This is a genomic window from Xanthomonas massiliensis (assembly GCF_900018785.1).
GTDB classification, from domain to species: domain Bacteria; phylum Pseudomonadota; class Gammaproteobacteria; order Xanthomonadales; family Xanthomonadaceae; genus Xanthomonas_B; species Xanthomonas_B massiliensis.
In genome coordinates this window covers 1,254,686-1,279,754 of the sequence record NZ_FCOY01000006.1, presented here as the reverse complement: position 1 = coordinate 1,279,754, position 25,069 = coordinate 1,254,686, and the positions used below count along the sequence as shown (strand labels likewise).

25 protein-coding genes, 1 tRNA gene and 1 pseudogene are annotated in these 25,069 nt (G+C 71.8%); 12 read left to right on the top strand and 15 right to left on the bottom strand.

Annotated elements, in window-relative coordinates:
* Nucleotides 1-38: 38 nt before the first annotated feature.
* The 3 genes from hemN (at nucleotide 39) to BN3794_RS08700 (ending at nucleotide 2,958) form a co-directional block, all read left to right on the top strand.
* A complete protein-coding gene (gene hemN, locus BN3794_RS08710) occupies nucleotides 39-1,445 on the top strand; it encodes an oxygen-independent coproporphyrinogen III oxidase (RefSeq protein WP_147675711.1) in 1,407 nt (468 codons plus the stop codon).
* Between the two features lie 51 nt (nucleotides 1,446-1,496).
* A tRNA-Leu gene (locus BN3794_RS08705) sits at nucleotides 1,497-1,583 on the top strand.
* An 82-nt stretch (nucleotides 1,584-1,665) separates the two neighbouring features.
* A complete protein-coding gene (locus BN3794_RS08700; RefSeq protein WP_066096137.1) occupies nucleotides 1,666-2,958 on the top strand; it encodes a nucleotide sugar dehydrogenase in 1,293 nt (430 codons plus the stop codon).
* A gap of 12 nt (nucleotides 2,959-2,970) precedes the next feature.
* On the opposite strand, the gene BN3794_RS08695 is transcribed toward BN3794_RS08700, so the two are convergent.
* The gene (locus BN3794_RS08695) at nucleotides 2,971-4,206 is read right to left on the bottom strand and encodes a TIGR03862 family flavoprotein (RefSeq protein ID WP_066096133.1); all 1,236 of its coding nucleotides are present in this window, start codon (nucleotides 4,204-4,206) and stop codon (nucleotides 2,971-2,973) included.
* 2 nt (nucleotides 4,207-4,208) lie between these two features.
* The gene (locus BN3794_RS08690; RefSeq protein WP_066096128.1) at nucleotides 4,209-4,649 is read right to left on the bottom strand and encodes an FKBP-type peptidyl-prolyl cis-trans isomerase; all 441 of its coding nucleotides are present in this window, start codon (nucleotides 4,647-4,649) and stop codon (nucleotides 4,209-4,211) included.
* A gap of 89 nt (nucleotides 4,650-4,738) precedes the next feature.
* Here BN3794_RS08690 and BN3794_RS08685 point away from each other — a divergent pair, with 89 nt between their 5' ends.
* Both BN3794_RS08685 and BN3794_RS08680 read left to right on the top strand, forming a co-directional pair.
* Nucleotides 4,739-5,497: a sulfurtransferase gene (locus tag BN3794_RS08685; protein WP_066096125.1), complete on the top strand. Its 759-nt coding sequence runs from the start codon at nucleotides 4,739-4,741 to the stop codon at nucleotides 5,495-5,497.
* Between the two features lie 200 nt (nucleotides 5,498-5,697).
* Nucleotides 5,698-6,345, top strand: coding sequence for a response regulator (locus tag BN3794_RS08680; RefSeq protein WP_066096121.1), 648 nt, complete (start codon nucleotides 5,698-5,700; stop codon nucleotides 6,343-6,345).
* Nucleotides 6,346-6,480: 135 nt separating this feature from the next.
* Here BN3794_RS08680 and BN3794_RS08675 read toward each other — a convergent pair whose 3' ends face one another.
* The gene (locus tag BN3794_RS08675; protein ID WP_078059661.1) at nucleotides 6,481-9,699 is read right to left on the bottom strand and encodes a ribonuclease E/G; all 3,219 of its coding nucleotides are present in this window, start codon (nucleotides 9,697-9,699) and stop codon (nucleotides 6,481-6,483) included.
* A gap of 402 nt (nucleotides 9,700-10,101) precedes the next feature.
* On the opposite strand from BN3794_RS08675, the gene BN3794_RS08670 reads away from it, so the two are divergent.
* Entirely contained in the window at nucleotides 10,102-11,076 is a 975-nt protein-coding gene (locus BN3794_RS08670) for an RluA family pseudouridine synthase (RefSeq protein WP_078059660.1), read from the top strand.
* 73 nt (nucleotides 11,077-11,149) lie between these two features.
* Here the strand turns inward: BN3794_RS08670 and zupT are convergent, their stop codons facing one another.
* The 3 genes and pseudogenes from zupT to BN3794_RS08655 all read right to left on the bottom strand — a co-directional run bounded on the left by zupT (nucleotide 11,150) and on the right by BN3794_RS08655 (nucleotide 12,845).
* On the bottom strand, nucleotides 11,150-11,965 hold the full coding sequence (gene zupT / locus BN3794_RS08665) for a zinc transporter ZupT (protein WP_066096112.1): 816 nt from the start codon (nucleotides 11,963-11,965) through the stop codon (nucleotides 11,150-11,152).
* Between the two features lie 73 nt (nucleotides 11,966-12,038).
* Nucleotides 12,039-12,499 (bottom strand): annotated as a pseudogene (locus tag BN3794_RS08660) (energy transducer TonB).
* A 4-nt stretch (nucleotides 12,500-12,503) separates the two neighbouring features.
* On the bottom strand, nucleotides 12,504-12,845 hold the full coding sequence (locus BN3794_RS08655; RefSeq protein ID WP_066096109.1) for a 4a-hydroxytetrahydrobiopterin dehydratase: 342 nt from the start codon (nucleotides 12,843-12,845) through the stop codon (nucleotides 12,504-12,506).
* Nucleotides 12,846-12,935: 90 nt separating this feature from the next.
* Here BN3794_RS08655 and BN3794_RS08650 point away from each other — a divergent pair, with 90 nt between their 5' ends.
* Nucleotides 12,936-13,538: an NfuA family Fe-S biogenesis protein gene (locus tag BN3794_RS08650; RefSeq protein ID WP_066096106.1), complete on the top strand. Its 603-nt coding sequence runs from the start codon at nucleotides 12,936-12,938 to the stop codon at nucleotides 13,536-13,538.
* Nucleotides 13,539-13,551: 13 nt separating this feature from the next.
* On the top strand, nucleotides 13,552-15,345 hold the full coding sequence (locus BN3794_RS08645; RefSeq protein ID WP_066096103.1) for a hypothetical protein: 1,794 nt from the start codon (nucleotides 13,552-13,554) through the stop codon (nucleotides 15,343-15,345).
* Between the two features lie 120 nt (nucleotides 15,346-15,465).
* Here the strand turns inward: BN3794_RS08645 and BN3794_RS08640 are convergent, their stop codons facing one another.
* From BN3794_RS08640 to ykgO, 9 genes are all read right to left on the bottom strand, one after another.
* Entirely contained in the window at nucleotides 15,466-15,879 is a 414-nt protein-coding gene (locus BN3794_RS08640; RefSeq protein WP_066097185.1) for a c-type cytochrome, read from the bottom strand.
* 8 nt (nucleotides 15,880-15,887) lie between these two features.
* The gene (locus BN3794_RS08635; protein ID WP_425476703.1) at nucleotides 15,888-16,214 is read right to left on the bottom strand and encodes a c-type cytochrome; all 327 of its coding nucleotides are present in this window, start codon (nucleotides 16,212-16,214) and stop codon (nucleotides 15,888-15,890) included.
* Between the two features lie 282 nt (nucleotides 16,215-16,496).
* Nucleotides 16,497-17,735 carry a TraB/GumN family protein gene (locus tag BN3794_RS08630; RefSeq protein ID WP_066096101.1) on the bottom strand — a complete coding sequence of 413 codons (1,239 nt, stop codon included), beginning with the start codon at nucleotides 17,733-17,735 and terminating at the stop codon, nucleotides 16,497-16,499.
* An 11-nt stretch (nucleotides 17,736-17,746) separates the two neighbouring features.
* Nucleotides 17,747-18,274 (bottom strand): GNAT family N-acetyltransferase, encoded by a 528-nt coding sequence (locus BN3794_RS08625; RefSeq protein ID WP_066096098.1) that lies wholly within the window; start codon nucleotides 18,272-18,274, stop codon nucleotides 17,747-17,749.
* Nucleotides 18,275-18,281: 7 nt separating this feature from the next.
* Nucleotides 18,282-19,184, bottom strand: a complete 903-nt coding sequence (locus tag BN3794_RS08620; protein WP_066097182.1) for a carbon-nitrogen hydrolase — start codon at nucleotides 19,182-19,184, stop codon at nucleotides 18,282-18,284.
* Nucleotides 19,185-19,239: 55 nt separating this feature from the next.
* Complete coding sequence (locus BN3794_RS15905; protein WP_201455262.1) at nucleotides 19,240-19,773, bottom strand: DUF1697 domain-containing protein; 534 nt, start codon at nucleotides 19,771-19,773, stop codon at nucleotides 19,240-19,242.
* A 28-nt stretch (nucleotides 19,774-19,801) separates the two neighbouring features.
* Nucleotides 19,802-20,836 (bottom strand): agmatine deiminase family protein, encoded by a 1,035-nt coding sequence (locus BN3794_RS08615; protein WP_066096095.1) that lies wholly within the window; start codon nucleotides 20,834-20,836, stop codon nucleotides 19,802-19,804.
* A gap of 106 nt (nucleotides 20,837-20,942) precedes the next feature.
* The gene (locus BN3794_RS08610) at nucleotides 20,943-21,278 is read right to left on the bottom strand and encodes a hypothetical protein (protein WP_066096092.1); all 336 of its coding nucleotides are present in this window, start codon (nucleotides 21,276-21,278) and stop codon (nucleotides 20,943-20,945) included.
* Nucleotides 21,279-21,457: 179 nt separating this feature from the next.
* A complete protein-coding gene (ykgO, locus tag BN3794_RS08605) occupies nucleotides 21,458-21,583 on the bottom strand; it encodes a type B 50S ribosomal protein L36 (RefSeq protein ID WP_005913193.1) in 126 nt (41 codons plus the stop codon).
* Between the two features lie 170 nt (nucleotides 21,584-21,753).
* Between ykgO and cmk the strand changes: the two genes are divergently transcribed.
* From cmk to BN3794_RS08585, 4 genes are all read left to right on the top strand, one after another.
* The gene (gene cmk / locus BN3794_RS08600) at nucleotides 21,754-22,431 is read left to right on the top strand and encodes a (d)CMP kinase (protein WP_066097180.1); all 678 of its coding nucleotides are present in this window, start codon (nucleotides 21,754-21,756) and stop codon (nucleotides 22,429-22,431) included.
* Nucleotides 22,432-22,639: 208 nt separating this feature from the next.
* On the top strand, nucleotides 22,640-24,316 hold the full coding sequence (gene rpsA, locus BN3794_RS08595) for a 30S ribosomal protein S1 (RefSeq protein WP_066096090.1): 1,677 nt from the start codon (nucleotides 22,640-22,642) through the stop codon (nucleotides 24,314-24,316).
* 79 nt (nucleotides 24,317-24,395) lie between these two features.
* Nucleotides 24,396-24,701, top strand: coding sequence for an integration host factor subunit beta (locus tag BN3794_RS08590; protein WP_066096087.1), 306 nt, complete (start codon nucleotides 24,396-24,398; stop codon nucleotides 24,699-24,701).
* 71 nt (nucleotides 24,702-24,772) lie between these two features.
* Nucleotides 24,773-25,066, top strand: coding sequence for a hypothetical protein (locus BN3794_RS08585; RefSeq protein ID WP_066096084.1), 294 nt, complete (start codon nucleotides 24,773-24,775; stop codon nucleotides 25,064-25,066).
* The last annotated feature ends 3 nt before the right edge of the window (nucleotides 25,067-25,069 follow it).

Sequence of the window (25,069 nt, the reverse complement as noted above, 5' to 3'; positions counted from 1 at the left end):
CCGCCGCGGCCGGCAGCATGCGCGGCATGGAACGTTCCATGTCTTCCCCGCAGCCACTGCCGCTGACCTGGCAGTTCGACCCGGACCTGCTCAGGCGCTACGACAGGCCGGGCCCGCGCTATACCTCCTATCCCACCGCGCCGCACTTCCACGACGGCTTCGGCGCGCACGAGCTGCGCCAGGCGGCGTTGCGCAGCCGGCTCGGCCACCCCGGGCGGCAGTTGTCGCTGTACGTGCACGTGCCGTACTGCCGCAACCCCTGCTTCTACTGCGGCTGCAACCGGGTGATCACGCGCGACGCGCGGCGCGGGCTGACCTACCTGGAACACCTGCTGCACGAAGCGGCGCTGGTCGCCCCGCTGTTCGGCGGGCGCGAGGTGATCCAGCTGCACCTGGGCGGCGGTACCCCCAACTTCCTGGCGCCGCAGCTGCTGGCCGACCTGGTCGAGGGGCTGGGGCGCCTGTTCCGCTTTTCCGGCGACGCCGGCCGCGATTTCTCCATCGAGCTGGACCCGCGCAGCGTGCAGCCCGAGGACGTCGCCCGCCTGGCGCAGATCGGTTTCAACCGCGCCAGCCTCGGCATCCAGGATTTCGACCCGCAGGTGCAGCGCGCGATCAACCGCGAACAGGGCGTGGCCGAGACCATGGCGGTGATCGAGGCCTGTCGCCGCCACGGCATGCACTCGGTCAACGTGGACCTGATCTACGGCCTGCCGCGGCAGACCCCGGCCGGCTTCGGCCGCACCCTGGATACGGTCATCGCCGCGCGGCCGGACCGATTGGCGGTATACGGCTACGCGCACCTGCCCAACCTGTTCAAGGCGCAGCGCCAGATCCACGAGGAGGACCTGCCGGACGCGGAAGGCAAGCTGGCGCTGCTCGGCCTGGCGGTGCGCAAGCTTTCCGATGCCGGCTACCAGTACATCGGCATGGACCACTTCGCCCTGCCGGGCGAGGACCTGGCCGTGGCCCAGCGCGAGGGCGGACTGCATCGCAACTTCATGGGCTACACCACGCATGCCGATACCGACCTGGTCGGCCTGGGGGTGAGCGCGATCAGCCACGTCGGCGACAGCTACAGCCAGAACCCGCGCGACCTGCCCGGCTGGGAGGCGGCGCTGGCCGAGGACCGCATCCCGGCGTGGCGGGGCGTGCAGCTGAGCGCCGACGATCTGCTGCGCGCCGAGCTGATCCAGCAGCTGATGTGCCAGGGACGGGTGGACCTGCGCGCCGTCGCGGCCGCACACGGCGTGGATGCCGAGCGTGCCTTCGCCGCCGAGCTCGAGGCGGTGGCACGGTTGCAGCGCGACGGCCTGGCCGATTACCGCGACGGCGTGGTCAGCACCACGGCGCAGGGACGCCCGCTGCTGCGGCTGCTGGCGATGTGCTTCGATGCCTACCTGCGCCAGCCCGACGAGGCAGCGCGCTATTCCAAGGCGATCTGAGCCCGCCGCGGGCGTTCCCATGCGCGTGCGGATGCGGCACCCTATGCGCATGCCCGGATGGCGAAACTGGTAGACGCATCGGACTTAAAATCCGCCGGCCGCAAGGCCATGCCGGTTCGATTCCGGCTCCGGGCACCAATACCGTCGGCGGCTTTCCGGGCCGCCGCTCGCTTTTTCGACAACCGGTGACGCAGATGGCGCCGCAACCGCAGGACAGGGCATGACCGCACCGCTGGGCATGGAGACCGACGCGCCGCGCATCGCGGTGGTCGGGCAGGGCTACGTGGGCTTGCCGCTGGCGGTGGCGTTCGGGCGCAGCCTGGACACGCTCGGCTTCGACATCGACGCGGCGCGCATCGCCGCGCTGCGGGACGGCCACGACCACACCCTGGAAACGCGCGACGACGAGCTCGCCGCCGCCGCGCGCTTGCGTTTCAGTGCCGAAGCCGCGGACCTGCGCGATCGCAACGTCTACATCGTCACCGTGCCCACGCCGATCGACGCGCACCAGCAACCGGACCTGGAGCCGCTGCGCAGCGCCTCGGCGCTGGTGGCCGCGGTGCTGGCGCCGGGCGACGTGGTGGTCTACGAGTCCACCGTGTACCCGGGCACCACCGAGGAAGTGTGCGTGCCGCTGCTGGAGCAGGGCTCGGGCCTGCACTTCAACGAGGACTTCTTCTGCGGCTACAGCCCGGAGCGGATCAACCCGGGCGACCAGCAGCGTCGCCTGGCCGACATCCGCAAGATCACTTCCGGTTCCACCGCCGCGGTGGCCGCGGCGGTGGACGCCCTGTACGCGCGGATCATCCATGCCGGCACCTGGCGCGCGCCGTCGATCCGCGTGGCCGAGGCCGCCAAGGTGGTGGAGAACATCCAGCGCGACGTCAACATCGCGCTGGTCAACGAGCTGGCGATGATCTTCGACCGCCTCGGCATCGATACGTCCGACGTGCTGGAGGCGGCCGGCACCAAGTGGAACTTCCTGCCGTTCCGGCCGGGCCTGGTCGGCGGCCACTGCATCGGCGTGGATCCGTACTACCTGCTGCACAAGTCCGAGAGCGTGGGTTACCACCCGGACCTGATCCATACCGCGCGCCAGGTCAACAACCGCATGGTCGATCATGTCGTGGACCGCGTCGGCGCGTTGCTGGGCGAGCGCGGCAAGGCGCTGGATGGCGCGCGCGTGCTGGTGCTGGGCGTGACCTTCAAGGAGAACTGCCCGGACCTGCGCAACAGCCGTGCGCTGGACCTGGTGCGCGGGTTATCCGCGGCCGGTGCGCGCGTGGACGCCTGCGATCCCTGGGCCGATGCGGACACGGTGCACCGCGAGACCGGGCTGCGGTTGCGCGCGGAACCGGCCAGCGGCGCCTACGACGCCGTGGTGCTGGCCGTGGCCCATCGCGAGTTCCGCGGCTGGGATACCGCGCGCATCCGCGCCCTGGGGGTGCCGGGCCTGGCGGTGTACGACGTCAAGTCGATCTGGCCGCGCGAGGCGATCGACGACCGTCTTTGACCCGCCCGCGGCTCAGCCCGGCCGCGTGGCGAGCCAGGCCAGCGCGCCATGCGCGGCACGCCGGCCGCTGGCGAAGCAGGCGGTGAGCAGGTAGCCGCCGGTCGGCGCCTCCCAGTCCAGCATCTCCCCGGCGCAGAACGTCCCGGGACGCGCGCGCAGCATCAGCGCGCCATCCAGCGATTCCAGGCGCACGCCGCCGGCGGTGCTGATCGCTTCGGCGACCGGGCGCGGCCGGCGCAGCAACAGGGGCAGGGCCTTGAGCGCGGCGGCCACGGCATCGAGGTCGCCACCGGCCTGGCGACCGAGCACCTCGAACAGCAGCGCCGCCTTGACCGGCGAGAGCCCGGCGTGGCGGCGCAGGTGCTCGCCGAAGCTGCGCCCGTCGCGCGGCCGTGCCAGGTCGCGGCGCAGGCGCTGGCGGTCGCGGCCGGGGACCAGGTCGAGTTCCAGCCGCGCCTGGCCGTCGCGGTCGATGGCGGCGCGCAGGTCCGCACCGGCGCCGTACACCAGGCTGCCCTCGATCCCGGTGGCGGTGGCCACGCATTCGCCCTGGCGTTCGTGCATTTCGCCGTCGGTGCCGCGCCAGCGCGCAACCACCGGCTTGAGCGGCGCGCCGGCGAAGCGATCGGCGAAATGCCCGCTCCAGTCGATGTCGAAACCGCAGTTGGCCGGCCGCAGCGGCGCGATGTCGGCCCCGGCCGCGGCCAGCGCCGGGGTCCAGCCGCCGTCCGAACCCAGCTGCGGCCAGCTGGCTCCGCCCAGGGCGAGCACCACGGCATCGGCCCGGGCCAGGATCTCGCCGCCTGGCGTCGCCAGGCGCAACGCACCGCTCGCGTCCCAGCCGAGCCAGCGGTGCTGGACATGGATCTCCACGCCGCTCTCGCGCAGGCACCGCACCCAGCCGCGCAGCAGCGGCGCGGCCTTGCGGTCGCGCGGGAACACGCGGCCGGAGGTGCCGACATAGGTGTCCACGCCCAGGCCGCGCGCCCAGTCGCGCAGCTCGCCGGCACCGAAGTCGCGCAGCCAGTCGCCGACGGCGCCGGCGCGTTCGCGGTAGCGCGCGGCGAAGCGTTCCGGCGCGTCGGAATGGGTGAGGTTCAGGCCGCCCTTGCCGGCGAGCAGGAACTTGCGCCCAACCGATCCCTTGGCCTCGTACAGGTCCACCGCCGCACCGCCGGCGCGCAGCGTCTCGGCGGCCATCAGCCCGGCCGGGCCGCCGCCGACCACCGCGACCCGGGCCAGGCCCATGGTCAACGTGCCTTGGCGTCGAGCAGCTCGACGTCGAACACCAGCGAGGCGTTGGGCGGGATCACCCCGCCGGCCCCGCGCGCGCCGTAGCCGTACTCCGGCGGCAGCATCAGCGTGCGCTTGCCGCCCACGCGCATGCCGGCCACGCCCTGGTCCCAGCCGCGGATGACCTGGCCGCCGCCGAGGATGAAGGTGAACGGCTCGTTCCTGTCCAGCGAGCTGTCGAACTTGCGCCCGTGCTTGTCCGGCGCCTTCTCGTCGTAGAGCCAGCCGGTGTAGTGCACGGTGACGTCCATGCCGTTGCGTGCCTCGGTCCCGCCGCCGACCTGGTGGTCGATGGTCTCGAACCGGGCGATGGTGCCCCCCGGCGGCGGCCCCGGCGGCTGGCAGGCACCGAGCAAGATCGTGCAGGCGAGGAGGGCGGGGGCAGCGAAACGGCGCATGGGAGGAAGGGGGTGAAAAACGGGCGCAAAGGGTAGCGCAGGCCGGCGCGCCTGTCCGGCCCGGCGTGGGCTCCCCTTACAATGCCGCGATGATCACCAATACCGCCGCCTACCATTTCGTCTCCATCGCCGAACCCCAGGCGCTGGCCGGGCAGGTGCACGCGCATGCCGCCGCCCACGACCTGCGCGGCACGGTGCTGGTGGCGGGCGAGGGCATCAACCTGTTCCTGGCCGGCACCCACGAGGCGATCGATGCGTTCTATGCCTGGCTCGGCCGCGATGACCGCTTCGCCGGGCTGCGCATCAAGTACAGCGAAAGCCGGTCGATGCCGTTCGCCCGGCTCAAGGTGAAGGTCAAGCCGGAGATCATCAGCTTCCGCCGCGCGCACGCCGATCCCTTGGCCGGGCGCGCGCCGGCGGTGGCAGCGCACGACCTGCGGCGCTGGCTGCGCCAGGGCCACGACGACACCGGCCGCCCGGTGGTGATGCTGGACACGCGCAACCGCCAGGAAGTGGAACACGGCACCTTCGCCGGTGCGTTGACCCTGCCGATCACCCGCTTCACGCAGTTGCCGCAGGCCCTGGCGCCGCACCGGCAGGCGCTCGCCGGCGCCACGGTGGTCAGCTTCTGCACCGGCGGCATCCGCTGCGAGAAGGCCGCGCTGTGGATGCGCGCGCAGGGCATGGACAACGTCGTGCAGCTCGACGGCGGCATCCTCGGCTATTTCGAGCAGGTCGGCGGCGAGGGCTACGACGGCAGCTGTTTCGTGTTCGACGGACGCCTCGCCCTGGATCCGGACCTGCGGCCGCGGGTGGACGGCGTGCCGGCCGCGGCGATGGAAGCCTGACGCGGCGGTTGGATATTCTCCTAGCCGGCAAGCACGCTTTTCCGATGCCGGCGCCATGGCGGCGATCCTAGGGTGCACAATTGCGCCACAGGGGAAAGGCGATGGCGCGGGGCGCGGACAGGCCGGGGTGCCGGTCCGGGCCGATCGGGTTTGCAGACCATCACCGTGCGTCACGCACCGCAGCCGGGGAGCAGGCACAGATGACCATTCGCGTATTCCTTGTAGACGACCATGCCCTGGTGCGCACCGGCATGAAGCTCATCCTCGGGGCCGAGACCGACATCGAGGTGGTCGGGGAAGCCGAGAGCGGCGAAGCCGCGATCCCGATGATCCGCACGCTCAAGCCGGACGTCGTGCTGTGCGACCTGCACCTGCCCGGCGTCAGCGGCCTGGAGGTGACCGAGCGCATCGCGCGCGGCACCGGCGGCCCGCGCGTGGTGATCGTCTCGGTGCTGGAGGACGGGCCATTGCCCAAGCGCCTGCTGGAGGCCGGTGCCTCCGGCTACGTCGGCAAGGGCGGCGACGCGCAGGAGCTGCTGCGCGCCGTGCGCGACGTGGCGATGGGCCGGCGCTACCTGGGCAGCAGCATCGCCCAGAACCTGGCGCTGTCGAACATCAAGGGCAGCGAATCGCCCTTCGACGGGCTGTCCCCGCGCGAGCTGGAAGTGGCGTTGCTGCTCACCCAGGGATTGCGCCAGGAAGACATCGCCCGGCGCCTGTGCCTGAGCCCGAAGACGGTGAATACCCACAAGGCGCGCCTGTTCGAGAAGATGGGCATCCACGACAACATCAGCCTGGCGCGGCTGGCCAGCCAGTACGGCCTGCTGGAACCGGCGCGGCCGGTCTGACGGAGGCGAGCAGCGGTATTGCTCCTCCGCAAGTTCGGCCGCGACCCGCGGCGCAGACAAACGAAAGGCGGCCGCAAGGCCGCCTTTCGTTCATCCGCCGGTGCCCGATCGTGTCGGGCTCCGGGCCGGCCAGCCTCAGTCGGCTGCCTTCTCCGGCTTGGCCGGCTGCGCCTCTTCCTGCTCGGGCTCGGAGGCGGTTTCGGGCTCCGGCTCCGGAACCGCCGGCGCCGCGTGGCCGGCCTCGATCGGCGCGGGAGCATTCCCGGCCGCCTCGGCGGACCCTGCAGTCTCGGCCGGCTCCGTGGCCTCGCCGTGTCCGGCGGCCTGCGGGGGCTCGGGCGCCGGTGCGGGCGCCGGGACCGGTTCCTGCGCGGGCGGAAGTTCCAGGCCGGGCTGCACGGGGGCGGCGGCCGGCGTCGCCGGGACACTGACTTCGACAGACGTGGCCGGAGCGGCCTGCGGTGCTTCCGGTTGCGGCGTCGCCGGGGCGGCTTCTTCGGTCGCGGCCGGAGCGATCTCCTCCGGTTCTGTGGCGGCGATGGGAGCCGCGGCAGCGCTCGCCGGCGCCGCTTCGCCGATGGAAGGCGTGACCGTCTGTTCCGGCGTGACGGCACCCTGTGCTTCCGCCGAGGGCTCGGCCGGCGCCGCAGGGGCTTGCTCCGCAGGCGCCGGCGAGGGGGCTGCGGGCGGTGGCGCGGCCTCGCTGCTGCCCGTAGCTGGCGACTGCTGCACCGGGTTGCGGCGCGACGGGGCCGGGGCCGCATCGGTATCGGCCGGTTCCTCGTCGAACTCGAACTCCGGCTGGCTGCGGTGCGGCGCGCCGGCGGCCTCGGCCGGGGACGCGGTGTCGGTGCCAGGCGCGCCCTCGTCGTTGCCCTCGTCGGCGTCGTTGTCCAGCTCCTCGCCGGCATTCTCGGCGCCGGCCTGGACGTTGTCGCCATTGCCGCGACGGCGACGACGGCCACCGCGGCGGCCGCGGCGGCGGCGGCTGCCGTTCTCGCCGGCAGACTCGCCTGCGCCGGCTTCCTCGTGCTCGCCTTGCTCGACCTGGGTCACCGCCTCGACCGAGGCCGCTTCTTCCTGGGCCTCGATCAGGTTCTCGACCACCGCGGCCGCGGCAGGAACGACGACCATCGCCGTGGCCGGCGCCTTGGCCGCAACCTCGCCGGCGGGTGCCGGTGCCGCCTTCTCCGGCGCGGCGGCATGAGCGGCATGCTCGTTCGCCGGCTCGGCCTGGCGCGTGCGCGGCACGGCATTGGGCTCGGCCGGCTGCGCCTGCGCGCCCCGCTGGCGACGGCGCGAGCGGTTCAGGCCGCTGCCGCCCTGGTTGCCGGCGGCGGCGGCGTCGCGGTTCTCCTGCGGCTCCTTGTCCCGGTTGTCCCGCGGCTCCTGGCGCGGCGCCTTGGGCGCCTGGGCCGGCGTGGCCTGGGAGGGGCCGCCGTTGTTGCCATTGCGCTCGTTGCGCGGCTCGCCGCGCCGCTCCTTGCGGCCGCCATTGCCATTGCCATTGCCGGGGCGCCGCTCGTCGCGGTCGCGACGATCCCGGCGCCGGCCATCATGGCCGTCCTGGGTACGCGCCTGCGGCTGGACGGGCTTGGCGGCAGCGGCCGGTGCCGGCGCGGACTCGGCCGCACCGAAGATCCGCTTGAGCCAGCCGACCACGCCCACCGGTGCTGCCGCCGGCACCGCGACGGGTGCCGCCGGCACTACCGGCGCGGGAGCCGGCTCCGGCTCCGGTTCGCGGATGGGAGCGGGCTGGGCATGCTTGACCTGGGTCACCGCCGGTGCCGGCGGGATGTTGAGCTGGGCCTTGGTCAGGGCATGGACCGGCAGCTTGCGCGGCGTGCCGCGCTGGTAGCTGGGCTTGCCGCTTTCCTCGCCCAGCTCGTTCTCGCGCAGGCGGGTGACGGTGTAGTGCGGGCTCTGCAGCTGCTCGTCGGCGACGATGACGATCGGCGCGTCGTGGCGCTTCTCGATCTCGCTGAGCGCGCGGCGCTTCTCGTTGAGCAGGTAGTTGGCGATCTCCACCGGCGCCTGGACAAGCACCTGCCCGGTGTTCTCCTTCATCGCGTGCTCCTCGGCGACGCGGATGATCGACAGCGACAGCGATTCCACGCTGCGCATGCGGCCCTGGCCCTCGCAGCGCGGGCACACGATCTGGCTGGATTCGCCCAGGCTGTTGCGCAGGCGCTGGCGGCTCATCTCCAGCAGGCCGAAGCGCGAGATCTTGCCGATCTGCACGCGCGCCCGGTCGTGCTTGAGCGCGGACTGCAGGCGGTTCTCGACCTCGCGCTGGTGCTTGGAGGAGGCCATGTCGATGAAGTCGATGACCACCAGTCCGCCCAGGTCGCGCAGGCGCAGCTGGCGGGCCACTTCCTCGGCGGCCTCCAGGTTGGTCTGGAACGCGGTCTCCTCGATGTCGCCGCCCTTGGTGGCGCGCGCCGAGTTGACGTCCACCGCGGTCAGCGCCTCGGTCTGGTCGACGACGATGGCGCCGCCGGAGGGCAGGCGCACCTCGCGCTCGTAGGCCGCCTCGATCTGCGATTCGATCTGGAAGCGGTTGAACAGCGGGATGTCGTCCTTGTAGAACTTCAGCTTGCGCAGGTTCTGCGGCATCACCTGCTGCATGAACTCCTTCGCGGTGGCGTACAGCTCCTCGGTGTCCACGAGGATCTCGCCCACGTCGGCGCGCAGGTAGTCGCGCAGGGCGCGCACGATCAGCCGCGACTCCTGGTAGATCAGGAACGGGGCCGGCTTGCTCAGCGCCGCCTCGGCGATGGCACGCCAGACCTGGAGCAGGTAGTCCAAGTCCCACTGCAGCTCCTCGGCGTCGCGGCCGACGCCGGCGGTGCGGATGATCACCCCCATGTCGTCGGGGATGTCGAGCTTGTCCATCGCCTCCTTGAGCGCGGCGCGGTCGTCGCCCTCGATCCGGCGCGAGACGCCGCCGGCGGTGGGCGAGTTGGGCATCAGCACCATGTAGCGCCCGGCCAGCGAGATGAACGTGGTCAGCGCCGCGCCCTTGTTGCCGCGCTCGTCCTTGTCGACCTGGACGACGACCTCCTGGCCCTCGCGCAGCAGCTCGCGGATGCCGGCCTTGTGCGGGTCGACGCCGGCCTGGAAGTAGTCGCGGGAAATTTCCTTGAGCGGCAGGAAGCCGTGGCGGTCGGCGCCGTAGTCGACGAAGGCGGCTTCGAGCGAGGGTTCGAGGCGGGTGATCCGGCCCTTGTAGATGTTGGACTTCTTCTGTTCCTTGGACGGCTGTTCGATGTCGATGTCGTACAGGTTCTGGCCGTCCACGATCGCCACGCGCAGTTCTTCTGCCTGCGTGGCGTTGATCAGCATTCGCTTCATTGTCAGTGCGTTTCCTTGCGCTGCTACCGCGCGGAACGCCTTGGCGTATCGCCTCTGGTCACATGCGCCCGGTCTTCCGCGCATGGCGCGTACGACCGGGCCGGTTTCCAGCGCTGCAACACCACGGCAGGCCGCGGGAGCGCTATTCAGTTTTGTCGGTACTGCGGGCCGCCGGCGCGCCAGCCCTCTGGCTGCGCCGCACGGGACGTGTTCAGCGCGACTGCCCCCAGGACAGCCGGCGATGGCCGGGCAAGCCGGTCAGCCGCTAACATGGCCGCCCCGGGGGCGGTGGTCGCGTGCTGTGCCGGAACCGCAGGAGGGCGGGGCTTCTGGCCCTGGGCAACCTCCAACGAAATCAAACCCTTATCTCGCCATCCGAGTGTACCAGAATTGAGGAGTCCGATGTCCGCCCCAGAATCCCCCCGTTCCACCGGTCCCGGGGGCGGTGTGCGCCTGGTCAGGGTTTCCGAGGACCGCGCCGGCCAGCGCCTGGACAACTTCCTGCTGGGCCAGCTCAAGGGAGCACCGCGCAGCCTGGTCTACAAGCTGGTGCGCAGCGGCCAGGTACGGGTGAACGGGGGCCGCGCCAAGGCCGAGCGCAAGCTCGAGGCCGGCGACGAGGTGCGGGTGCCGCCGGTGAGACTGGAGGAGGCGGGCGAGAAGGCCGGGCCACCGCCGGCCTTCATGGAACGCCTGCGTGCGGCCATCGTTTATGAGGATGAACGGTTGCTGGCGATCAACAAGCCCTCCGGCGTGGCCAGCCATGGCGGCAGCGGCATCAGCCACGGCGCCATCGAGACGCTGCGCGCGCTGCGCCCGGGCCAGACCCTGGAGCTGGTGCACCGCCTGGACCGGGATACCTCGGGCCTGCTGGTGGTGGCCAAGAAGCGCTCGGCGCTGACCGAGCTGCAGGCCCTGCTGCGCGAGGACCACGGCGCCGGGCTGACCAAGCGCTACCTGACCCTGCTGGTCGGGCGCATGCCGGACGGCACGATGACGGTGGACGCGCCCCTGCTGGTCGGCCTGCGCCAGGGCGGCGAGCGCCACGTCCAGGTCAACGCCGGCGGCAAGCGCTCGATCAGCCACTTCAAGGTGCTGGAACGGCGCGGCGGGCATTCCTATTGCGAAGTGCGCATCGAGACCGGGCGCACCCACCAGATCCGCGTGCACGCCCAGCACATCGGCCATCCCGTGGCTGGCGACGACAAGTACGGCGATGCCGCGGTCAACAAGCGCCTGCGCGAGCAGACCGGCCTGAAGCGGCTGTTCCTGCACGCGGCCTCGCTCGAGTTCGCGCTCGATGGCGGGCGCACGCCCTACCTGCTGAACGCGCCGCTGGCGCCGGAGCTGGCCGAGGCGCTGGACCGGCTGGGGTGATGCCGGGAGGTCCTGCGGCGGGCCTGCGATCCCGTCGCCTTGCCGCCTGCGGCCGCGCCCGCCGCCGGCATTCCTACCACTTGAACAGGACCAGGCTGGCGCCGAGCACGGCCATGCCGCTGACCAGGCCGTAGACGGTCTCGTGGCCGCGCGCGTGGCGCTTGGCGGCCGGCAGCAGCTCGTCCAGCGCCAGGAACACCATCACCCCGGCGACCAGGCCGAACACGCCGCCCATCACCGAGTCGGACAGGCGGCGCGCCAGCAGCGCGTAGCCGAGCACGGCGCCGGCCGGTTCGGCCAGGCCGGAGAGCAGGCTGGCGCCGACGGCGCGCACGCGGCTGCCGGTGGCGAAATACACCGGCACGGCGATGGCGATGCCTTCGGGAATGTTGTGGATGGCGATGGCGAAGGCCAGCGGCAGGCCCACCGCGGGGCTTTCCATCGTGGCGAAGAAGGTGGCCAGGCCCTCGGGGAAGTTGTGCGCGGTGACCGCGACCAGGGTGAGCATGCCGATCCGGCGCAGGGCATGGCGGTCGTCGCCGTCGCGGTGCCGCGCCGCGCCGGCGTCGAGGGTGTCGTGCGGATGCGGGATCAGCCGGTCGATCAGCAGCATGGCCAGCATGCCGGCCATGAACGACAGGGTGCCCCAGGTGAAGCCGAGCCTCGGGCCCGCGCTGCGCGAGAAGGCGGCGATCGACTCGCCCAGCAGCTCGGTCAGCGAGACGTAGACCATCGCGCCGCCGGCGAAGGCCAGGCCGAAGGCGAGCAGGCGCGGGTCCGGCCGGCGCGAGAACACCACCGGCAGGCTGCCGAGCACGGTGGCCAGGCCGGCGGCGGTGGTGGCGGCCAGCGCGACCAGGACGGCGTGGGACAGCCAGGGGTCGCTCATGCGAATGCGTTCCGCAGGCAAGACGGCGGCCCGTCGCCGGAGCGGCGGGCCGCCGGGAGGGATGCCGCCGGGATCAGCCCTGCGGGTGGGCGTGCTCGTCCAGCGCGAAGCACTGGTCCGGGCGCGGCTGCGGCGGGTTGAAGGTGACCGGCACCTGGATCGTGGTCGCCACCGGCTGGCCGGCGCGGGTGGCGGGATTGAAGGTCCAGTCCTGGGTGACGCGGGTCTGCGCGGCCTGGTCCAGCGCGGGCTGGCCGCTGCTTTGCTGGATCTGCACGTCGGTGGGCTTGCCTTCCGGGCCCACCACCACCTTCAGCACGGTGGTGCCGCCCTGGCCGGCGCAGGCCAGTTCGATCGGGTAGTCGGGCGGCGGGGTGTGGACGGCGGCGACCTCGGTGGAGGCGGGCGCGGGGTGTGGACGGCGGCGACCTCGGTGGAGGCGGGCGCGGCCGGGGCGGCGGGGGCGTCGGCCTTGCCGCAACTGGCCAGCGGCAGGATCAACAGCAGGGAAAGACAGGCAAAACCGGTTTTCATGGGTTCACTCCGTGAGGGCCGACGCCTTGGCGGCGCAGATGAAGTCGTTCTCGGTGAGGCCGCCGGCATCGTGGGTGGAATAGCGCACCACGACCCGGCCGTAGGTCACCTCGAGGTCGGGATGATGGTCCTCGCGGTGTGCAATCCATGCCAAGGCGTTCACGAAGGCGAGGGTGCGGTAGTAGTCCTCGAACCGGAACGTGCGGGCGATCGCCTCGCCGTCGGAGATCACTTCCCAGCCGGGCACCTGCGGCAGCAGTTCCGCCAGGCGCGCCGGCACGAGCCGGTGCTCGCGGCCGCGGTGGGGCAGGCAGCGGGCCTGGGCGAGCGGGATCAGGTCGGTCATCGGTCCATCCTCCTGGCACGGCTGAATGCCGCGGGGCCTGGGGCAGCGCCGTAACCGGCGTCGTCCGCACAGGCCGCTAGAATACCCCGCATGATCCAGATATCCGACCGTGCCCAGACGTATTTCCGCCGCCTGATCGAACGCGAGGACGCGCCCGGCATGGGCGTGCGCCTGAGCGCGGTCGATCCCGGCACGCCGCGCGCCGATGCGCGCCTGGAATTCGCCGAGCCGGCCGACCTGGCGGGCGACGAGTGGGCCGTGGACTGCGAGGGATTCACCCTGTACGTGCACGCGGCCAGCGTGCCGTGGCTGGACGGGGCGGAGATCGACTTCGTGACCCAGGCCACCGGCAGCCAGCAACTGACCATCAAGGCGCCGAAGATCAAGGGCGAGGCGCCCGGCGAGGCCGCCTCGCTGGTCGAGCGCGTGCACTGGGTGGTGGAGAACGAGATCAACCCGCAGCTGGCCTCGCACGGCGGCCGCGTGGCGGTGCAGGAAGTGCGCGCGGACGGCACCGTGCTGCTGCGTTTCGGTGGCGGCTGCCAGGGCTGCGGCATGGCCGACGTGACCCTCAAGCAGGGCATCGAGAAGACCCTGATGGGCCGCGTGCCGGGAGTGACCGCGGTGCGCGACGCCACCGACCACGACAACGGCGCGGCGCCCTACATCCCGCGCGAAACCCGGCGCGCCTGAGCGAAGCCGCACCGTGCTGCGTCTGGACGAGCTGCTGGACGTGATGCGGGCGCGCAGCCCGTCGCCGGTGCTCGACCGGCGTACCGGGATGCCCTACGGCTGGTCGTTGTGGTTGCGCTCGCAGCCGGTGCGGATCCTGCCGTTTTCGCCGGAACAGGTGGCCACGGCCGTGGCCGGGCACCTGCCACCGCGGCCGCCGCGCTGGCCGCGGCGGTTCACCGGCTTCTGGCCGTCGCTGCGCAGCCTGCTCTGGCAGCACTGGGATCCGCCGCCGGCCGACCAGCGGCGCCTGCGCCGGCTCGCGGCCCTGGGCAGCGTTGCCCTGCACCTGCTGCTGGCGGCGTTGTTGATGGTGTTGGCCTGGGTGCACCTGCCGCCGCCGCAGGCCTCGGACGAGGCCGGCATCCGGGTCGAGTTCCTGGGCCGCGGCAGCGAGCAGGAAGGCGGCGGTGGCCTGCCCGCGGCGGCCGCCGGGCAGGCGGCGCAGGCGGGTTCTTCGCGGCCGGCCAGTGGCGGGAGGAAGTCCCCCGCGGCGGCGGCCGCGCGCTCGCAAGCGGCGCCATCGTCATCGCCCGTGCCGCCGGCACCGCCGGCCGAGGCGTCGCCGGCCGTCGCGGACGCCGGCAGCGCGTCTGCCGCGCCGGTGTCGCCGCCCCCGCCCCCGCTGCAGGCCACCGAGGTGCCGCAGCCGACCCGGGACTTCGTCGTGCCGCCGCCCCCGCCGTTGCCCGTGCCGCCGCCCCCGATGGCGACGCCCTCCATGCAGGTGCGCGAGCGGGCGGTGCAGACGGTACAGAGCGGGGCCGTGCCGGCGCCGCAGGTGGCCGCGCGCACGCCGGCGATGGCATTGCCGGTGCCGCCGCCGGTCCAGGTGCGCGAACGCGAAGTGCAGGTCGTGCAGGCCGACAGCGTGCCGCTGCCCAGGATGCGCGAGCAGGTGCACGAAGCGACCCTGCCGGACGCGCCCACGGTGCAGGTACGCGAGCGCGCGGTGGCCGAGCCGCTGGTGGCCGTGCCCGCGCCGCAGGTGCAGGCCAGGGCGCCCGCCACGGCCGCCCCGGCGATACCGGAGGTGCAGGTGCGCCAGCGCGCCTTGCCCGCCGTATCCGGGGCGGGCGCAGCCCCGGCCGCAGCTCAGGCGCAGGGCGAACACCAGCCGGCGTCTTCCGATGCGGCCGTCGCCGGCGCCGGCCAGGCGCGTGCGCCGGAACCGGCCACCGGCACCGACGGTGCCGACGCGAGCCGGCCGGCCCCGGCAGCCGGTCGTGCTCCCGGGAGCGGGCCGCAGGCCGCCCCGCGTGCCGGGGGCTGGGATGCCGCGAACCAGGCCGACGACTGGGGACTGGGCCAGCGCGACCGTGCCGGCGCAGTGCGCGGGGGGGGCGACCGGGGCCAGGGACTGGTCGGCGGCGACGGCCGCGCCCGCGTGCCAGGTGGCGGCGATACCGCCACGCCGCCGCGCGGGGCGCCGGGCGGCGAATCGGACAGCTGGACACGCGAGCGCATCGCCCAGTCGGGCACCTGGCTCAAGCGCCCGCCCTATGACTACCAGCCGACCGAGTTCGACCAGTACTGGGTGCCCAACGAATCGCTGCTGGAAGAATGGGTACGCAAGGGCATCAAGAAGATCGAGATCCCGATCCCGGGCAGCAAGAACCGGATCAGCTGCGTGATCTCGCTGTTGCAGTTCGGCGGCGGCTGCGGCCTGGCCAATCCGGACATGAACGACCAGCCCGCCTCGGCGCGCCCGCCGCCGGACATCCCGTTCAAGAAGCGCCTGCAGGAAGACAACGGCAGCGTGCGCTAGACGCGTTCGCGGCGGGCACGGACGTACCCGGGCCTGCCGCGGAAAGCCGCGGTCGCTGTTTAGCAGGCGCGGACGCCACGCGCGGCTAGCCGCGCCGGCGGGCCCTGGCGATTCGCCCGCTCATTTCGCCTCGTGCAGGTCGCGCAGCGGCCCGCGGTGCGAACCGAACCAGGCCGCCAGGTCGGCGATGTCCTGGCCGCCCAGCGCGGCGGCCTGCGGCGCCATGTCGGCATCGTGGCGATCGCCGTCGCGATAGGCCAGCAGGGCGTGGGCGAGGTAGTCCTCGTACTGGCCGGCCAGCCGCGGATAGTCCGGCTGCAACGGATGGTTGCCGTCGGCGCCATGGCAATCGATGCAGCGCTGGCCGGTGACCGGATTCCTCAGCGCGGCGCGGGCCTGGCCGGCGGCGATGCGGCCGGGCGGGAGCTGCGGGAGCACCTGGACCGTGCCGGGCGGCAACGGCGGCGCCGGCGCGCAGGCACCCAGTGCCAGCACGGCAATCACGAGCAGAAACGGCAAGGGCGTCCGGGACATGGCCGTCCTCATTGCGCGGACAGGTATACCGCCAGGTCGGCGATGTCCTGGTCGGAGAAGTCGCGCGCCTGCGCCTGCATGGTGGCGTGGCGGCGCCGGCCCTGCCGGTAGTCCTCCAGCGCCCGGACCAGGTAGGCCGCCGGCTGTCCGGCGATGCGCGGCACCCGGAAGCGCGGGTAGGGATTCCGGTAGTCCGGCACGCCGTGGCACCCCTGGCAGGGCAGGGCGAGCTGGCGGCCGTGGTCGTAGTCGCCCTCGACCTTGAGCGCGGCCGCCGCGGCAGGGGCCGCCATGCCGCACAGCAGGAGACCGGCGGCCGCAAGCTTGGAGAACATGGACCGGCAGGACCAGGCAGGAAAAACGGGCGCCAGTATAGCCGCGGCGACGGCGATCGCCCGCCGGGCCGGCCGTGCCGAGGGCGATCCGTTCGCCCGGCTTGCGCCTGCGATCGCGGCGGCGCGACCGCCGCAACCAAGAGACGGCATCGGCCGCAGGGGGGATTGCCTTGGGCGAGAGTGCCTTGGCCCTGGTCCCTGCCGCCGGCCATCGCACCGGACCCCGGGCGCCAGCGGGCAGGGGCCGCCAGGCGCAGGGTGGCCCGGCGGCCGGGGGAGCGATCAGCCGTGCAGCTTGCCGAAGATGCGCGCGCTGGCCAGCCAGAAGCCCAGGCTGCTGCCGACGTTGGTGAGCAGGAAGGTCAGGGCCACGCGCGTCACCCGGTTGCGGTACCAGCCGCGCAGGGTCTGGGTGTCGTCGCGCAACGCCAGGAAATCGGCATAGGCCGGCTTGCGCAGGCGCACCTCGACCAGCGCGGCGAACATGCCGGTCGGAATGCTCAGGCGGAACGGCTTGAACGGCGCCACCACGATCGCGGTGAGGATGCTAAGCACGTGGCTGCCCGCCGCCAGGCAACCCAGTCCGGCCAGGCCGCCGGTGTACAGCGCCCACACCCCGACCAGTTCCAGGCCCACGCCGATGCCGCCGCGCGCGAATCCCCAGGCGATGCCGCCGATGGCGACCAGGCACAGCGCCAGGCTGACCCACGGGATGTTCTTCTTCGGCTTGACGTACTCCAGCTCGGCGCGTGCCTGCGCCGGGGAATCGTCGTCGTCCTGCAGGTGCCGGGCCAGCCCGGCCAGGTGGCCGGCGCCGACCACCGCCAGCACGTGGCGCGGAGGCGCGCCCTCGGCCGGGGCGGCCAGTTCGCGCAGGCGCGTGGCCATGTAGCGGTCGCGCTCGGCGATGATGGTCTCGTACAGGGCCGGGCTCTCGCGGGCGAAGTCGCCGAAGCTCGATTCGAGCATGTCGCCCTGCTTGAGCTTCTCGATCTCGTCCTCGCCGACCTCCTCGGAGGCGAACAGGCCGCCGAGCAGGGCCAGGCCGAGCTTGAACTTGCCGACCAGGCCCAGGCGCGCGGCGGCGCGGCGGAAGGTCAGCCCGACCTCGCGGTCGATCAGCGCCACCGGCAGGCCGCGCGCGCGCGCCGTGGTCACCGCGTGCTTGAGCTCGGCGCCCGGTTCGATGCCGAGCTGTTCGGCCAGCCGGCGCTGGTAGGCGGCCAGGGCCAGGTTGGCGGCGAACAGCGCGACCCGGCCGCTGCGGATGACCTGCACCAGGTCCAGCCGCGCCAGCGCGTCCGGATCGGTCAGCGCCTGCAGGCGCTGCGCGTCCAGTTCCACCGCCACCATGTCGTAGTCGCCCGAGACGACGGACTGGTCGACCGCCGCGACGCTGGCCTGGGATACGTGGGCGGTGCCGAGCAGCGTGTAGCGCACGCCGTCGCGTTCGACCACGCGCATGGGTTGGCCGGCGAGCGAATCGGCCGGGGTCTCGGGCAAAGCGGGCAAATCGGTCATGGAGGATCGTTCTATTCGGTAGGAGGCACGTCGGCACCGGGGCCGAGCGCGCGCTGCATCTGCACGGTGTCCAGCCAGCGCCCGTGCTTGAACGCCAGCGCCGGGAACACGCCGATCAGGCGGAAGCCGAGCTTCTCGTGCAGGCGGATGGAGGCGGTGTTGGAGGGCTCGCCGATCACCGCCACCATCTGGCGGAAGCCGCGCGCCTCGCATTCGGCGATCAGCGCTTGCATCAGCGCGGTGCCGATGCCGTGGCCGTGCGCGGCGTCGGCCACGTAGACCGAGTTCTCCACGGTCCACTGGTAGGCGATGCGGCTGCGGTAGCCGCCGGCGTAGGCATAGCCGACCACCGCGCCGCCGTCCTCGGCGGCCAGGTACGGGTAGCCGGCGGCGAGCGTGCGGCGCATGCGGGCCTGCATCTCGGCGACGTCCGGCACCTCGTACTCGTAGGTGTTGACCCGCTCGCGCACTTCCACCGCGTAGATCGCGGCGATGGCGGGAACGTCGGCCTCGGTGGCCGGTCGGATCAGGACGGACATGGCCGGCTCAGTCGAGGTAGCGCTCGAGCAGGCCACCGTAGGCGTCGATGCGGCGATCGCGCAGGAACGGCCAGATCCGGCGCACCTGCTCGCTGCGGCCCAGGTCCACCTCGGCCAGCAGCAGGCTCGGCTCGGTACCGGCTTCGGCGACGAACTCGCCCTGCGGGCCGAGGACGTGGCTGTTGCCCCAGAAAGCGATGCCGGAGGCGCCGGCGACCCGGTCGGCCGCGAGCGGCGAGGGCTCGTGGCCGACGCGGTTGCAGCTCAGCACCGGCAGGCCGTTGGCCACGGCGTGGCCGCGATGGCTCAACACCCAGGCATCGCGCTGGCGGGTCTTCTCCTCGTCCGCATCGGCCGGGTCCCAGCCGATCGCGGTGGGATACAGCAGCAGCTCGGCGCCGGCCAGCGCCATCAGCCGCGCCGCTTCCGGGTACCACTGGTCCCAGCACACCAGCACGCCCAGGCGACCGACCGAGGTGTCGATCGGCCTGAAGCCGATGTCGCCCGGGGTGAAGTAGAACTTCTCGTAGAAGCCGGGATCGTCCGGGATGTGCATCTTGCGGTACTTGCCGGCCAGGGTGCCGTCCTTTTCCAGCACCACCGCGGTGTTGTGGTACAGGCCGGTGGCGCGCTTCTCGAACAGCGAGCCGACGATCACCACGCCGTGCCGTTTCGCCAGCGCGCCCAGGCGCTGCGTGCTCGGGCCGGGGATCGGCTCGGCCAGGTCGAACTCGTCCACCGACTCGTGCTGGCAGAAGTAGGGGCCGTTGTGCAGTTCCTGCAGCAGCACGAGCCGCGCGCCCTGCGCGGCGGCTTCGGCCACGCGGGCCTCGATCACCGACAGGTTGGCCTCGGCGTCGCCGTGGTTGCGCTCCTGGATCAGGGCGACGGGAAGGGTATGGGTCTTCATGCGTGGATTGTAGGGATTGGCGGCGGCAAAGACGCGCGGTTGCCGGTCCGGGCGTTCATGCGGCGGCGCATTTGCGCCAGGTGTTCCGGTGCGGCTGGTGGTGGCATCGCCGAAGGTCCTGGCGCTCGGCGTCATGAACACCGGGTTTCCCGCGGCCGGCAGGGAGGCGGTGAAGATCTCGCGGTCGTGCATCGCCAGGATACGCGCCTCGTCCTTCTCCACCGGCAGCGCGGGCTCCACCGGCAGCGCGGGGACGAGGGGCCGGCGGCTCGCCGAGGAAGGTCACCATCCGCTTCGCCGCGGCCGGCAACGCGAAGGCGGCGAAGGGATCGGCCTCGAACAGAGCCTGCAGGTGCGCGAGCGGGCGCACGAAAGTGCGGAAACTGCGCCCCTGCGTGGCCTGCATCGCGGCCTCCGCCTGGCGGGCCAGCACGCGTTCGTCCCGCCGCGGCGCGCCGAAGACCGCGTTGCCGCTGCCCGGCACGGTCGCCACGTTGCCGGAACCGGCGTGTTCGAAGCTCGCGCGCGGCGCGGGCATCTTCGCGTTCATCGGGCTGACGCCACGGAGCAGGCCGACATGGCGCGGCATGGTCACTCCTCGCGGGCAGGGGCGGGCGTCAGCGCAGCAGCCCGGCAGGCAACTGCATGGTGATGCAATGCAGGCTGCCGTTCTGCCAGATCAGCGCGCGGCACGGGACCTGCACGATCTCGCGTCCCGGGAAGGCCGCGGCGAGCACGTCGCGGGCGGCATCGTCGGCGGGGTCGCCGTAGGCGGGCATGAGCACGGCGCCGTCGACGATCAGGAAGTTGGCGTAGGAAGCGGCCAGGCGGCGGCCCTGGTCGAGGATCGGCCGTGCCCACGGCAGCGGGAACAGCCGGTACGGCCGGCCGTCGCCGGTGCGCAGCGCGGCCAGCTCGGCGCCCATCGCGCCCAGTTCCGCGTAGTGCGTGTCGGTGGCGTCGTCGCAGGCCTGGTAGACGATGCTGTCGGTGGAGGCGAAGCGGGCCAGGGTATCGACGTGGGCGTCGGTGTCGTCGCCTTCCAGGTAGCCGTGGTCGAGCCACAGCACGCGCCGCTGCGCGAGCCAGCCGGCGAGCTTCTCGCCCAGGGCCTGGCGTGTCGCGTCCGGATGGCGCTCGTGCAGGCACTGCCAGGTGGTCAGCAGGGTGCCGTCGCCATCGGTGTCGATGGCACCGCCTTCCAGCGCGAAGTCGATGCGTTGCACCGACGCGTCGGCGAACAGGCCCGACGCCGCCAGCGCCGACGCCAGCCTGTCGTCGCGGCTCGCCTCGAACTTGCCGCCCCAGCCGGTGAAACGGAAATCCAGCAGGCGGAAGCCGCCGCCGGATTGGCGCAGGGTGATCGGGCCGGAATCGCGCAGCCAGGTGTCGTCGTACTCGGCGGCGACGAAACGCACCCGCTCCATGTCCACGCGCGCCGAACGCAGCCGGGCCTCGGCATAGATCTGCAGGTCGTCGTCGGCCACGCAGACAACCACCGGCTCGAACCGGGTGATGGCGGCGACGAGGGCGACGTAGGTCTCCTCGACCTCGCCCAGGCGCTCGGCCCAGTCGGTGTCGGCGTGCGGCCAGGCGATCAGGACGGCGGACTGGGGCTCCCACTCGGCGGGGAAGCGAAGCTGTTCGGTCATTCCGGGGAAATACTCGGCAGGTACCGGCCACGGGGCCGGCGGGAGGCGGCCGGCAGGTCGCGGCAATGGCGCCCTGCCGGCCGGGATGTGGATCGAACCCGCGGGGTCAGCGGATCGGCGGCTTGGGCCCGATCTCGTCGGGGCTGGCGCGGTGCGCCACCACGTCCACCACCCGGCTCTTCTCGAAGTACACGGTGTACTCGGGGTAGACCCAGCGGTTGATCGTCGGCCAGGCACGCTTCTGGCCGCCTCGCGGGGCCAGCTTCTCGGTCGGGGCGCCGTAGCGCGCCTCGACCTGGGCCATGGTCAGGCCGCGCACCGGGCTGGCGACGGGCTTGGCATGGACGCGGTCCACCAACAGGGTCTCGGGCGCCCGCTGGGCGGCGGCGTTGCCGGCGAGCAGCAGCAGGGCGAGGGAAACGGCACTAAGCAGGCATTTCATTGGCTTGGACTCCCCGGAGGTTTGAGGCGCGATTACAGCAAAAACGCCGACCGAAAACCGCTGTTTCCCGGGTGCCGCCGGTCGGTCCGGCCACCGCGAGCACCCGCGAAGCGCCGCCCATAACGAAAAAACCGCCAGAAGGCGGCTTTTTCGGACACGTCGCTTCTACCACTGCCGGCTCAGCGCTGGCGGGCCTTGAAGCGCGGGTTGGACTTGCAGATCACGAAGACCTTGCCGCGGCGGCGGACCACCTTGCAGTCGCGGTGACGGGTCTTCGCCGACTTCAGGGAGGACAGGACCTTCATGACACACCTCGGCGTAAACGTTGAATTCGGGAATTGGACGCACCGGATGCACCGGGCGCGACAAGCCGGCAATTCTAGCGGGCTTTCCCCTGCGGTTTCAAGTGGTTGCTCTGGCGCGGCGCCGGGGGCGGCTACAATCGCCGTTTTCGCACGCAAGGAACCCCATGGCCATGGCCGAGTCGCCCCCCGTCCTGACGATCGATGGCCCTTCCGGTGCCGGCAAGGGCACGGTCAGCCGGATCGTCGCCTCGCGCCTGGGCTGGAACTACCTGGACTCCGGCGCCCTGTACCGGGCGGTCGGCGTGGCCGCCAGCTGGGCCGACCTGGACCTGTCCGATGCCTCGGCCCTGGTGCGCTGCGCCTTCGACACGCGCATCGACTTCATCGATTCGCCCGAGCGTGGGTTGCGCGTGCGGGTCAACGAGGTCGATGCCACCGACGAGCTGCGCCTGGAGACGACCGGCGCGGTGGCCTCGGCGATCGCGGCCATCCCCGAGGTGCGCGCGGCGCTGAAGGAGCGCCAGCGTGCCTTCCGCAAGGCGCCGGGGCTGGTGGCCGACGGCCGCGACATGGGCACGGTGATCTTCCCGGACGCGCAGTACAAGGTGTTCCTGACCGCCAGCGCCGAGGAACGTGCGGTCAGGCGGCATAAGCAGTTGAAGGAAAAAGGGGTTTCGGTTATATTTTCCGACCTGCTGCGCGAGATCATGGCTCGCGACGCCCGCGACGCCCAGCGCGCGGTGGCGCCCCTCAGGCCGGCCGACGACGCCGTGCTGATCGATACCACCGGCCTGGACATCGAACAGGTGGTCGCGCGCGTGCTGGATTTGCTGCCCAAGGCGGCCTGATCCGGCGTCCCCGTGGCGGGCCTGCCCCGTGGCAACGACGGGGCGGGGCAGCCGGATCGGTTTTCCCGTTGCAAGCCAGGCTCCGCCGTTCCCCGAGGTGCGGCGGTTTTTCCCACTTCACACACGGCCTTTCGGGGTCGACTAACAGGGTGGACGGCGCGTCCCGGTCGGGGTGGTCGTCCGTGTGTTCAACCGAGTAACCATACAAATGACCGAATCTTTTGCCGAACTGTTCGAAGCCAGCCAGGCCAACCTGGCCAAGCTGAAGCCCGGCGCCATCGTCACCGGTACCGTCGTGGAAGTGCGCGGCGACGTGGTGGTGATCAATGCCGGCCTGAAGTCCGAGGGCATCGTCCCGATCGAGCAGTTCCGTAACGACGCCGGCGAGATCGACGTGGGCGTGGGCGACCAGGTCAAGGTCGCCCTCGATTCCATCGAGAACGGCTTCGGCGAAACCGTGCTGTCGCGCGAGAAGGCCAAGCGCGCGATGGTGTGGGACGAGCTGGAGGAAGCGCTGGAGAAGAACGAGACCGTGACCGGCCGCATCAGCGGCAAGGTCAAGGGCGGCTTCACCGTCGACATCAAGGACGTCCGCGCGTTCCTGCCGGGTTCGCTGGTCGATGTGCGCCCGGTGCGCGACCCGGCCTACCTGGAAGGCAAGGAGCTGGAGTTCAAGCTCATCAAGCTGGACCGCAAGCGCAACAACGTGGTCGTCTCCCGCCGCGCGGTGGTCGAGAGCGAGCACTCCGAGGAGCGCGAGCAGCTGATGGAGAAGCTGGTCGAGGGCGCCGTGCTCAAGGGCGTGGTCAAGAACCTGACCGACTACGGCGCGTTCGTGGACCTGGGCGGCATCGACGGCCTGCTGCACATCACCGACATGGCCTGGAAGCGCGTGCGCCATCCGTCCGAGGTGGTCAACGTCGGCGACGAGCTGGACGTGCGCGTGCTCAAGTTCGACCGCGAGCGCAACCGCGTCAGCCTGGGCCTGAAGCAGCTGGGCGAGGATCCGTGGGACAACATCGCCCGCCGCTACCCGGCCAACAGCCGCGTGTTCGGCAAGGTCTCCAACGTCACCGACTACGGCGCGTTCGTCGAGATCGAGCCGGGCGTGGAAGGCCTGGTGCACGTGTCCGAGATGGACTGGACCAACAAGAACGTCAACCCGTCCAAGGTCGTGCAGGTCGGCGACGAGGTCGAGGTCATGGTCCTGGACGTGGACGAGGAGCGTCGCCGCATCTCGCTGGGCATGAAGCAGGTCGCCGCCAACCCGTGGGAGACCTTCGCGGCCATCCACAAGAAGGGCGACAAGGTGTCCGGCCAGATCAAGTCGATCACCGACTTCGGCATCTTCATCGGCCTGGACGGCGGCATCGACGGCCTGGTGCACCTGTCCGACCTGAGCTGGAACACCACCGGCGAGGACGTGGTCCGCAACTTCAAGAAGGGCGACACCCTGGAAGCCGTCGTGCTGGCGGTCGATCCGGAGCGCGAGCGCATCTCGCTGGGCGTCAAGCAGCTCGAGCAGGATCCGTTCGGCCAGTACATGGCGGCCCATCCGAAGGGCTCCAAGGTCGAGGGCACGGTCAAGGAAGTGGATGCCAAGGGCGCCACGATCGAGCTGGCCGACGGCATCGAGGGCTACGTCTCGGCCCGCGACATCGCCAACGAGCGCGTCGACGACGCCTCGCAGCACCTGAAGGTCGGCGACAAGGTCGAGGCCAAGTTCGTGGGCATGGACCGCAAGGGCCGCACCCTGCAGCTGTCGATCAAGGCCAAGGACGACGCCGAGATGCGCGAGGTGCTCGAGGAGTACCAGAGCGCCGCCGGCGGCACCACCAAGCTGGGCGCGCTGCTGCGCGAGCAGCTGGGCGGCAAGTCCGAGTAAGCCAGCCTGCAACGGCATCGGATGGCCCGGGGTCTTCCCCCGGGCCATCCCTCGTTTTCCCCGTTTACCTTCTGGCCCCATGACCAAGTCGGAACTGATCGAGATCCTGGCGCGCCGCCAGGCGCACCTGAAGGCGGACGACGTGGACCTGGCGGTCAAGTCGCTGCTGGAGATGATGGGCGTGGCCCTGGCTTCGGGCGATCGCATCGAGATCCGCGGTTTCGGCAGCTTTTCCCTGCACTACCGTCCGCCGCGCCTGGGGCGCAACCCCAAGACCGGCGAATCGGTCGCGCTGGCCGGCAAGCACGTGCCGCACTTCAAGCCGGGCAAGGAGTTGCGCGACCGCGTCAGCGCCGTGGTGCCCGAGCAGGAAGATCCGGCCTGAGCCGTGGCGGACGCATCGGCGTCCCCGCGTCGGCTAAGCTTGCAGGCCTCTCCCTGGGGTCCGGATTTCCCATGAACATCTTCCGCGTGCTGGTGCTGCTGGCCTTCCTGTTGGTCGGTCTGGTCATCGGCGCCCTCAATTCCGAGCGCCTGGTCGTCGACCTGGGCGTGACCAGCATCGTCACTTCCTCCGGCATCGCCATCATCTTCGCGCTGCTGGCCGGGGTCGTGCTCGGTGCGGCGATCGTGCTGGCCGCGGTGGTCCTGCCCCTGTACGGGCGCCTGCGCCGGGCCAACAAGCAACTCAAGACGCAACCCGTGCCGCCGTCGCCATCCGACGTGCAGGCACCGGGCAATGGAGCCTGACCG